The organism is Clostridium sp. 1001283B150225_161107_B6, assembly GCF_015556325.1.
Taxonomy (GTDB): Bacteria; Bacillota; Clostridia; order Lachnospirales; family Lachnospiraceae; genus Enterocloster.
This window is the reverse complement of record NZ_JADNMD010000014.1, coordinates 169,142-179,179: the sequence shown is the minus strand read 5'-3', so window position 1 is coordinate 179,179 and position 10,038 is coordinate 169,142. Positions and strand designations below refer to the sequence as shown.

The 10,038-nt window shown below is 52.4% G+C and carries 10 protein-coding genes; 7 read left to right on the top strand and 3 right to left on the bottom strand.

Annotation, left to right across the window (positions count from 1 at the left end; translation table 11 throughout):
* Positions 1 to 180 precede the first annotated feature (180 nt).
* From I2H39_RS24795 to I2H39_RS24785, 3 genes are all read right to left on the bottom strand, one after another.
* Positions 181 to 597: a transcriptional repressor gene (locus I2H39_RS24795; RefSeq protein ID WP_138306250.1), complete on the bottom strand. Its 417-nt coding sequence runs from the start codon at positions 595 to 597 to the stop codon at positions 181 to 183.
* A gap of 152 nt (positions 598 to 749) precedes the next feature.
* Complete coding sequence (locus tag I2H39_RS24790; RefSeq protein WP_195627755.1) at positions 750 to 1,721, bottom strand: LysR family transcriptional regulator; 972 nt, start codon at positions 1,719 to 1,721, stop codon at positions 750 to 752.
* Positions 1,721 to 2,527: a phosphatase gene (locus I2H39_RS24785; protein WP_138306251.1), complete on the bottom strand. Its 807-nt coding sequence runs from the start codon at positions 2,525 to 2,527 to the stop codon at positions 1,721 to 1,723. Before I2H39_RS24785 ends, I2H39_RS24790 begins: the two co-directional genes overlap by 1 nt.
* 213 nt (positions 2,528 to 2,740) lie before the next feature.
* Between I2H39_RS24785 and I2H39_RS24780 the strand changes: the two genes are divergently transcribed.
* From I2H39_RS24780 to I2H39_RS24750, 7 genes are all read left to right on the top strand, one after another.
* Positions 2,741 to 3,517: a S1 RNA-binding domain-containing protein gene (locus tag I2H39_RS24780; RefSeq protein WP_138306252.1), complete on the top strand. Its 777-nt coding sequence runs from the start codon at positions 2,741 to 2,743 to the stop codon at positions 3,515 to 3,517.
* Between the two features lie 23 nt (positions 3,518 to 3,540).
* Positions 3,541 to 4,200, top strand: coding sequence for a GTP pyrophosphokinase family protein (locus I2H39_RS24775; protein ID WP_138306253.1), 660 nt, complete (start codon positions 3,541 to 3,543; stop codon positions 4,198 to 4,200).
* The gene (locus I2H39_RS24770; RefSeq protein WP_138306254.1) at positions 4,201 to 6,003 is read left to right on the top strand and encodes a glycerophosphodiester phosphodiesterase; all 1,803 of its coding nucleotides are present in this window, start codon (positions 4,201 to 4,203) and stop codon (positions 6,001 to 6,003) included. It begins immediately after the preceding gene.
* Between the two features lie 17 nt (positions 6,004 to 6,020).
* Positions 6,021 to 6,476 carry a D-aminoacyl-tRNA deacylase gene (gene dtd, locus I2H39_RS24765; protein ID WP_138306255.1) on the top strand — a complete coding sequence of 152 codons (456 nt, stop codon included), beginning with the start codon at positions 6,021 to 6,023 and terminating at the stop codon, positions 6,474 to 6,476.
* Between the two features lie 66 nt (positions 6,477 to 6,542).
* Positions 6,543 to 7,001, top strand: coding sequence for a DUF3783 domain-containing protein (locus I2H39_RS24760; RefSeq protein WP_195627754.1), 459 nt, complete (start codon positions 6,543 to 6,545; stop codon positions 6,999 to 7,001).
* Positions 6,998 to 8,398 (top strand): VWA-like domain-containing protein, encoded by a 1,401-nt coding sequence (locus I2H39_RS24755; RefSeq protein WP_138306257.1) that lies wholly within the window; start codon positions 6,998 to 7,000, stop codon positions 8,396 to 8,398. Before I2H39_RS24760 ends, I2H39_RS24755 begins: the two co-directional genes overlap by 4 nt.
* 26 nt (positions 8,399 to 8,424) lie before the next feature.
* On the top strand, positions 8,425 to 9,942 hold the full coding sequence (locus I2H39_RS24750; protein WP_195627753.1) for an AAA family ATPase: 1,518 nt from the start codon (positions 8,425 to 8,427) through the stop codon (positions 9,940 to 9,942).
* Positions 9,943 to 10,038 lie beyond the last annotated feature (96 nt).

Sequence of the window (10,038 nt, the reverse complement as noted above, 5' to 3'; positions counted from 1 at the left end):
TCAGGTGCATTCTCTCCCTCATAAACATAACCGCAAACTGTACATACCCATTTCTTCATAATCAATATTCTCCTTTTCCTTTTTATAATGATGGTCAGGAGCCGGACAACGGATGTCCGGCATCCCGACAAGTTGTCGATATCAATAATAGTAATTGTTACTGATATCAATATAAATCATTTAGGCTGGTTTGTCAATGGTTTTATCAACTTTTTTTTGTAAACAGCTGTTGCACCGTCCGTAGAACAATACGTAGTGGCTGTCAATGATGCCTGGCGCATGTTCCTGGGCTTCCTTATTCAGGTCCTCCATGGCGCCTAATTCCATGTCGTAAACCTGGTTGCACTCGCTGCATACAAAATGGTAATGCTGACGGGTATCTCCATCAAAATGAACAGCACCGTCCCCGCAGGTCAGTTTTCGTATCTCGCCGGTGTCAGCCAGCAGATTCAGGTTACGGTAAACCGTTCCCAGACTGATATTGGGAAATTCTTCGCGGATGCTGGCGTATAGGGCGTCTGCCGTAGGATGGTCGTGGCGATTCATCAGACAGGCTTTGATGGATTCCCTCTGACGGCTATACTTTAGAGCTTTCATCGCATCTCCTTCTCTTATAAAGATAATAATAATAGTTACTGTTTATATTTTAGCAGAAGATGGATACCCTGTCAAGAGCTGAAAATACCCTGCATCCATCTTATGAGGGAGGCAGGGTATCTAATGCATACATATGGTGCAAAACGCAGGTATCAGGCATTATTTTTAGGAGCGTAGTCCAGCCGTTCCTTGGCGATGCGTATGAACTCGTGGGCGGCCCTGGACATGTAGCGGCCCTTGTGATAGCCGATGCCCAGGACGCCGTGGGCCCGGGTGTAGTTCAGGGAGTACAGGTTCAGGCGGCTCTGTTCCAGGACCGCGCTGCGGTAGGAACGGGAGGCAGGGTCCGGGGACATGAACATTTTGGGATAAAATGTGATTCCCATGCCTTTGCCGCTGAGGGCCAGCACGGTTTCTATGTTTTCCGTTTCCAGCACGATGCGGGGACTCATCTGGGCGTCCTCAAAAATTTCATCGGCTATGGTGCGCACACGGTTTCCTTTTTTTAACAATACAAAGGGGCAGTGCTCCAGCAGGCGGATGTCCGGGGCAGCGCGGAGCTTTTCCTTTATTTCCTCCACCTGGCCCGGATATGCTTTGCCCAGCGTTTCATCCGGCACCACCATGAGAATCTCTTCATTGCAGATGGGGACTGTCTCCACATTCTCTGCTGTAAAGGGCAGCAGGTCAATCATCAGGTCGATGCTGCCATGGAGAAGGTCTGAGGCAAGCTGGCTGGAATTTCCCTCCGCCAGGTGAAGCTCAATGCCCGGAAACTGGGACTGGTAGGTGGGCAGGATTTCCGGCAGGATGACCCGGCCGCGGGTGTGGGACACTCCGATGGAAAGCTGTCCCGTGGAAAAATCCTTTATGTCGGAGATTTCCTTGTAGGTTTCGTCCCTCAGGTCCAGAAGCTCCCTGGCTCTGGTTTTTAAAGCCCTTCCCGCATAGGTAAGGGTCAGCGGAGACGTGCGGTTAAAGAGAATCACGTCAAATTCCTTTTCCAGATTGGATATATGGTTGCTCAGGGACTGCTGGGAGATGTAGAGCTTCCTGGCTGCCCGGGTAAAGTTGAGCTCTTCGGCAGCCACCAGGAAATATTCCAGGTTCAGGAAATTAATCATCACTCATTTCCTCCCGGCGCCTTCCCTTTTGCGGCTGTCCTGGGACGGTACAGGTGTCCGCACCGTTCGTCTTCCTGCTGGGCCAGAATGGCGGCTGCTTTGGGAAGGTAGCTGCACAGCAGGTCAAGGGAGGTGTTGACCACCAGTTCCTGGGGGAAGTCCACCTCCTCCAGAAGGGCGTGGGCATAGGCGTGGCTGCCTGCGTCCGCTTCGCAGTGGGCGTCGCTGTTTATGATGATGCTGGTGCGGTAGCGTCTGCAGAGCTCCAGCATTTTTATATAATTATCCCTGGCTCCCACGCGGAAGCTTAAGGGATTTAAGGAGCTGTTGTTTACCTCCAGAAGCTTATGGTGTTCCCCGGCCGCAGCCACCAGTGTGTCATAGTCAATGGGAAAACGGCTGTCGTCCGGGTGGCCGATAATCTGAATCAGGGGATTCTTAAGCGCTCCCAGATAGGCGTTGGTATTCTGGAGCGCCGTACCGCTGTCGATACAGGGCTGGTGCAGGCTGGCTATGGCGTAGTCAAGGGGCTCCAGGACGCTCTGTTCCAGGTCCACGGCGCCCTCATAATCCATAATATTCAGTTCCACGCCCATCATCAGCCTGACGCCGAAAAGGGTTCTTGGCAGAACCTTGAAATTGATGAAGTGGAAGGAGTGGCAGCTGCCGGGCATGGCAGGGGCATGGTCGGAACATCCAAACAGGGATAATCCTTTGGCTGAAGCAGCCTGCACCATCTCATAAAGGGAATTATAGGCATGGCCGCTGGCCGTTGTATGTGTGTGCAGGTCCAGTAAATCTATCATGGAATGCAGGTCCTTTCTAGGGCGTGTTAAGATATTTTAGCCGCTGAATGCATCATATCATATTTTCAGGACAGTGAAAAGGCGTAAAAAGACGATAAAAAATAAAAAAAGGTATAATTTTCGTCATAAAACTATAGAAATATTAGGTGGGTTGTTGTTATAATGGTAAGGAATATATTTTGGTAAAATGTACAGAAGGCGAGGAGAGTAATTATGAGTGAAGAACTGAACAAAGAGCTGGAGAATGAAGTGACGGAAGAGGTAAAGGAGGCTGCACCCGTGGAGACCATGGAGGATTATGCAGCTGAACTGGAGGCTTCCTACAAGACTCTGAACCAGAGACACATCCAGATTGCTGAGGAGGAGAGCGGCGATGGGGCGAAGTGGGCCCAGTTTGCTCAGATGATGGAGGACAGGACCGTTGTAAAGGTTAAGATTTCCGAGGCGGTAAAGGGCGGCGTGGTCACATCCCTGGAGGAAGTACGGGCATTTATCCCGGCATCCCAGCTGTCCACAGAGTATGTGGAGAAACTGGAAGACTGGCAGGGCAAGTATGTGGAAGCCATTATCATTACGGTTGACCCGGAGAAGAAGAGACTGGTGCTTTCCGGCCGTGAGGTGGAGAAGGAGAAAAAGGATGCGTTAAAAAAGGAGCGCATGGCCCAGTTCAAGGCAGGGGATATCGTGGAGGGCACTGTGGACAGCATCAAGCCTTACGGCGCATTCATCAAGCTGGATGACGGCGTGGACGGACTGCTTCACATTTCCCAAATCAGCACCCAGAGAATCAAGCATCCCAGCGCTGTTCTGACCGAGGGACAGACCGTGAAGGTAAAGATTCTTTCCGCACAGGACGGCAAGCTGAGCCTGAGCATGAAGGTTCTGGCAGAACAGCAGGCAGACAAAGAAGAGCATGAGACATTTGACTACAAGGAGACCGGTTCGGTATCCACAGGGTTAGGCGACCTGTTAAAGGGGCTTAAACTCTAGGCTTAAGGTAAGGAGGGATAGGAATGACCAATATCCCCAAAGCGGACGACCAGGTTGACCAATGGCGTTCAGTGATGTTTCTGTATGATTCGGCACTAAAAAAGGTCGGTACAAAGATTGAAATATTGAACAACGAGTTTGCCAACCGTTATGATTATAACCCCATTGAGCATATCAAATCCAGACTGAAGTCAGCGGAAAGCATTGTGATGAAGCTGAAAAAGGATGGGTATGAGGTCACTATTGAGAATATGATGGAGTGCCTCAGTGATATTGCGGGTATCAGGATTATATGTTCGTTTACGTCGGATATCTATCAGATAGCCGATATGATAGCGGCTCAGGGGGATGTGACCGTCCTTCATGTAAAGGACTATATCAAGAACCCAAAGCCTAACGGATACAAAAGTTATCATATGGTAGTGACTGTGCCGGTCTATCTTACGGATGGACCGGTGGAGACCAAGGTGGAGATTCAAATCCGTTCCGTTGCCATGGATTTCTGGGCCAGCCTGGAACATAAGATTGCATATAAGTTTGAAGGCAATGCCCCGGAGAACCTGCTGAAGGAACTAAAGGCCTGCGCCGACATGGTGGATATGCTGGATGCCAAGATGTTTTCACTGAACGAGGCCATCACGGCATTTGCCAGGGAGCAGAAAGAAAGGTCGGAAGAATCTTAAGTGAACCGATTGATAAAAGAGACAGACCAGGTAATTAAACTGAACCTGCGCCAGCTGGTAATTTTCGAGGTATTGCTCCGGCTGGTTGCAGGTACATTCTATATCAGGCTGGTAAACCAGCTCCTCAGGTTCTCGTTGCGCATGGCAGGATACAGCTATCTGACCATGAGTAATATGGGGGCCTTTCTTCTGCGCCCGGCAACCATTGTCTGCGCCCTGGTGGCAGCGGTGCTGGGAATGGTGTTCATGGTGGTGGAAATAGGGGGCCTTATCACAGCCTACCAGGCTGCGGCCTATTCCATGAGGGTGGATTCCGTATATATATTCAGGGGAGCGCTGGGTAAGGCCTGGGATGCATGTAAGGGCAGGAACTGGAAACTTCTGCCCCTGGCCCTGGCCGATTATGTGATGATGAACAGCTATCTGCTGCTGCGGATTCTCACTAAGATAAAGCCCCTTAATTTTGTCATGTACGAAATCCTGCACGCCCCTGCCGCCCGGCTGGGCCTGGTGGTGCTGGTGACGGCCCTGGTGCTTATCGGGATTCCCACCATGCTGGTGTTTTTTGCCTGCATGATTGAACAGAAGCAGTTTAACGACGGCTTCAGAAGAAGCATGGAGCTTCTAAAGGGACGCAGCCTCAGGGCAGTAATCCTGCTGCTGGTTGTGAATCTGGGGCTGGCAGCGGGCCTGGTACTCATGTATGTGGTCATTGTTGTGGTATCCGCTGTTATAGTCACCCTGTTTGTGGACAGCTATGCGGCCATGGCCGTGCTGGCAGCTGTGTGCGCCAGACTGGAACTGGTGGTGCTGTTCATAGGGGGGATATTGGCTCCCCTGGTGGACTTTGGAGCCCTGACCGTGGTATATTACCAGTACGGCATGAAAAATGCCCATGAGGCGCCCTGGGATTTTTCCATGCCTTATGAACTGCATTTCAAGAGAAAATGGATACTGACCATAACGGGAGCCCTGGCCGGTGCCAGCCTGTTTCTTATATTTGATATGGTTTACAACGGCACGTCCCCGGACTGGGATGTACTGGGACGGACAGAAGTCACGGCCCACCGGGGAAGCTCCCGCATGGCCCCGGAGAACACCATGGCAGCCCTTGAGGCAGCCATGGAAGAGATGGCGGATTACAGTGAGATTGACGTGCAGACCACGGCGGACGGCATTGTAGTGGTATGCCATGACCTGAACCTGAAGCGGGTGGCGGGTGTGGACCGGCGGCTGGGAACCATGACCTATGACCAGGTAAGCCGGCTGGACGTGGGTAGCCATTTCAGCCCCCGGTTTGCAGGAGAGCGTATACCAACCCTGGAAGAGGTGCTGGAAGCCTGCAAGGGCCGCATGAAGCTGAATATTGAGCTTAAGAACATTGGAAATGATTCCAGCCTCCCTGAACAGGTGGCTGCCCTGGTCCGGGAATATGGGATGGAGGACCAGTGCGTCATTACATCGGTTAAACTGGGATATCTGGAGCGGGTGAAGGAAATGGCTCCGGAGCTGAGGACAGGCTACATCCTGGCTGCTGCCTACGGAACCTATTACGACAATGAATACATTGATTTTATCAGCATCCGTTCCAGCTTTGCGGGCAGAAGGCTGGTGGAGGCTGCCCATGAAAAGGGCAAGGCGGTCCATGTGTGGACCGTGAACAGCAAGACTGAGATGGAGCAAATGAAACTATTAGGCGTGGACAATATCATCACGGATTATCCGGTGCGGGCCAGGGAAATACTCTACAGGGAGGAAACCACGGAAACCCTTATGGAATATCTGAAAATGATGCTGAGATAAAAAGGAGATAAAAGCATATGAGAGCAGTGGTACAGCGGGTAACGCAGGCCAGCGTGACCGTGGACGGAGAATTGTTGGGGAGAATCGGAAAGGGCTTTCTCATCCTTCTGGGGGTTGCGGACGGAGACACCAGGCAGATGGCCGAGAAGATGGCTGATAAGATTTGCCGCCTGCGGATATTTGAGGACGAAAATGGAAAAACTAACCTCTCATTGGAAGATGTGGAGGGAGAGCTTCTGGTGGTGAGCCAGTTTACCCTGTATGCGGACTGCCGCAAGGGTAACAGGCCCAGCTTTATCAAGGCGGGCGCTCCCCAGATGGCGGAGTCCCTGTATAAGCACTTTATGGAACGGTGCAGAACCCATGTGGATGTGGTGGAAAAGGGACGGTTTGGAGCAGACATGAAGGTGGAGCTTCTCAATGACGGGCCTTTTACCCTGATGCTTGACAGCCAGGAGCTGTTTGGCCAGTAGGCGCAGGGAGAAGGAAATGCCGGGATTGGGGGGCGGACAGGCCCTGTTGAAAGGAGATGGCAGAACATGGCAAAGATGATGGAGACAGTGCTGTACTATAATCCGGGCAGACCGGAGACAATGAAGCATGTGGCCATGATGAAGAGCGTACTGGTCCGCATGGGCGTGCGCATAAAGAATATAGGACCGGAACAGGTTCTGGAAAAGGTGGGATACCTGGCCGGGATGGAAGGCTTTGAGGCAGCGGAAACCGGGACAGCGGAAACTGAGGCAGCGGAAACTGGGACAGCGGAAATCAAAGCCGGACCGGATGAGCTCCCGGTCATACCGGAGGAGGTCATGGTATTAAAACAGTTTTCAAGCCAGAGACTGGACATGCTGCTGGCCGGACTGCGCAGGGCCGGCGTGCCCAGGATTGCCCTTAAGGCAGTGCTGACAGAGCATAACAGCGAGTGGACCTTTTACCATCTGTACCAGGAATTAAAGGAAGAGCATGCGACCATGACAGCAGGGCGGCAGTCATGACAGACCCTGTCAGGAAACGGCAGCTGGAGGAGCTGGACCAGGTTACCCTGTGTACCAGGATTCTCTACCAGGCCAGAAGCGAGCTGTATGTGAATATGAAGTTTCTGGACGTGTCCCTCAGCAGCCTGGGCTTTGAGGCTGACTGGGGACGGGACGGCCTGGGGACGGACGGGCATCTGATTTACTACGGGCCGGATTATCTGCTGGGGCTGTACAAAAGGGGGAGGACGCTGGTGAACCGGGGTTACCTCCATATGCTGTTCCACTGCCTGTTCTGCCATATGTATACGCGAAGGGACAGGGATAAGGGATACTGGGACCTGTCCTGCGATATTGCCATGGAGTACGTCATTGACGGACTATACCAGAAATGTGTCCATGTGCCAAGGAGTGCCCTGAGGCGGGAAATGTATCTCAGGCTGGAGAAGGCCCTGGCGGAAAAAAGCAGGGCGGGAAAGAAGGGCGGCGGCGGGCGGGCTGTGACGCCGGTACTGACTGCGGAGCGGGTTTACAGGGTTCTTTTGGAGATGGAGCTTCCTGAACGCCGTCTGGATATGCTGAGAGCTGAATTTTTCGTGGACAGCCATGACCTGTGGGAACAGGAGAGCCGTCCGAAAATCGCCCGGTCCAGGCAGAACCAGTGGAATGATAACCGGGATAGGATGCAGACAGAACTGGAAACAGGCTCAAAGGACGCATCGGAGGACAACCGGAGCCTGCTGGAGGAAGTGCGGGTGGAGAACCGGGAGCGGTACGACTACAGCCGGTTCCTTCGGAAGTTTGCGGTTCTGAAGGAAGAGATGCAGGTGGACCCGGACTCCTTTGACTATGCGTTTTACACCTACGGCCTTTCCCTCTACGGCAACATGCCTCTGATTGAGCCGCTGGAGTCCAGGGAGATTTACCGGGTAGAAGATTTTGCCATTGTCATCGACACCTCCATGTCCTGCTCCGGAGAACTGGTGAAGCGGTTTCTGGAAGAGACTTACGATGTGCTGTCGGAGACTGAGAGTTATTTTAAGAAGGTCCATATACACATCATACAGTGCGATGACGCGGTGCAGTCCGATGTGCTGGTAACCAGTCAGGATGAGCTGAAGGCATATATGGATGATTTTGCGATTGCAGGAAGCGGCGGAACGGATTTCAGACCGGCATTTGAGTATGTGAACGGGCTTAAGAAAAGCCGTCAGGCAGCCTCCCTTAAGGGGCTTATTTATTTCACGGACGGCAAGGGAATCTATCCGGTGCAGGCCCCCGCCTATGACGCGGCCTTTGTGTTTATCGAAAACATGTTTTCCGATGAGTCCGTGCCGCCCTGGGCCATGAAGGTGGTGCTGGAGGAGGAACAGCTCATGGAGTACAGGCCGGGAAAACAGAACAGGGATGCATTTTAGTATCCCGCAGAGCAGGAGAACAGGACATGAATATTAAGCGGGCTAAGGAAGAGATAAAGGATACCATAGAAGCATACCTGTTAAAGGATGAGAATGGGGAGTATGTCATACCGTCCATCCGGCAGAGGCCGGTGCTGCTCATCGGTCCGCCCGGAGTGGGAAAGACACAGATTATGGAACAGATATCCAGGGAATGCCGGATTGGGCTGGTATCCTATACCATCACCCATCACACCAGACAGAGTGCGGTGGGCCTTCCCTTTATTGAAAAAAAGACCTATGGCCAAAAAGAGTATGCGGTGACGGAGTACACCATGAGCGAAATTGTGGCTTCCATCTATGACCGGATGGAAGAAACCGGACTGGAGGAAGGGATTCTCTTTATCGATGAAATCAACTGTGTATCCGAGACCCTGGCTCCCACCATGCTGCAATTCCTCCAGTGCAAGACCTTTGGAAACCATAAGATACCGGAGGGATGGATAATCGCTGCTGCGGGCAATCCCCCGGAATATAACAAGTCGGTGAGGGAATTTGATGTGGTCACCCTGGACCGGATTAAGCGGATTGACGTGGAGCCGGATTTGGGGGTGTGGAAGGAGTATGCGTACCGGGAGAACATCCACCCGGCCATTATCTCCTACCTCAGCATCAAGGGGCAGAATTTCTGCCGGATTGAGACAACGGTGGACGGAAAGCTGTTCGCCACGCCAAGGGGCTGGGAAGATTTGTCCCAGCTGATTCTGGTATATGAAAGCCTGGACAAAAGGGCTGACCGGGATGTGGTCAGCCAGTACATCCAGCATCCCCAAATTGCAAAGGATTTCGCAAATTACCTGGAGCTGTATTATAAATACCAGAATGAGTATCAGGTGGATGAGATTTTACAGGGCACCATACGACAGGAGCTGTGTGACCGGGTGGCCAGAGCGCCCTTTGATGAACGCCTCAGTGTTGCGGGCCTGCTTTTATCTAAACTGACGCAAGGGTTTAAGAAGCTGTGGGAGAAGAATGAAACCATGGAACTTCTGATGGAGCAGCTTAAGAGATACCGCCAGGAGATGATGGGCGGGACAGGGAAGTCTGCAGATGGCGCAGCGCCTGACGGAATTCTTGGGTGTCTGGCCCGGGAGCTGGAAAGGGAGCGCCTCCGCAGGAAGAAAAGCGGGCTCGCAGGAAGGCGGGAGGACCGCCTGTGCCTGGGCGTGCGTATCACGCTGGAGGAATATGCCCGGCAGATGAGAATGGAATCCGTGGAGAACAGGGAGCAGGCCTGGGAATGGGTGCGCAAAAAATTTATGGAGCAGAGCGACTGCTATGAGACAATGAAGGAGGACTGCGGCAGCTGCCTGGAACACGCCTTTGACTTTATGGAGGCGGCCTTTGGAAATGGCCAGGAAATGGTTATATTTGTCACGGAACTGAATACCAGCGAGGCGTGTGTGCGGTTCCTGGATGAATATGAGTGCGAACGCTATTACCAGTATAATAAGGATTTGCTCTTTGACGAACAGGAACAGGCCATAAGAGAAAGATTGATGTAACTGAACATGCAAATAAGCCCCAAATATACAGAAGCGTGCCTGCAGCTTCACTCCCCGTCCATGCAGTATGGCGGGGAGTGAGCTTCAGACACGCGT

Coding starts and splice junctions, on each gene's coding strand:
- I2H39_RS24795 (WP_138306250.1), bottom strand. CDS start 597: ATGAAAGCTCTAAAGTATAGCCGTCAGAGGGAATCCATCAAAGCCTGT.
- I2H39_RS24755 (WP_138306257.1), top strand. CDS start 6,998: ATGACAGACCCTGTCAGGAAACGGCAGCTGGAGGAGCTGGACCAGGTT.
- I2H39_RS24775 (WP_138306253.1), top strand. CDS start 3,541: ATGACCAATATCCCCAAAGCGGACGACCAGGTTGACCAATGGCGTTCA.
- dtd (WP_138306255.1), top strand. CDS start 6,021: ATGAGAGCAGTGGTACAGCGGGTAACGCAGGCCAGCGTGACCGTGGAC.
- I2H39_RS24785 (WP_138306251.1), bottom strand. CDS start 2,527: ATGATAGATTTACTGGACCTGCACACACATACAACGGCCAGCGGCCAT.
- I2H39_RS24750 (WP_195627753.1), top strand. CDS start 8,425: ATGAATATTAAGCGGGCTAAGGAAGAGATAAAGGATACCATAGAAGCA.
- I2H39_RS24790 (WP_195627755.1), bottom strand. CDS start 1,721: ATGATTAATTTCCTGAACCTGGAATATTTCCTGGTGGCTGCCGAAGAG.
- I2H39_RS24780 (WP_138306252.1), top strand. CDS start 2,741: ATGAGTGAAGAACTGAACAAAGAGCTGGAGAATGAAGTGACGGAAGAG.
- I2H39_RS24760 (WP_195627754.1), top strand. CDS start 6,543: ATGGCAAAGATGATGGAGACAGTGCTGTACTATAATCCGGGCAGACCG.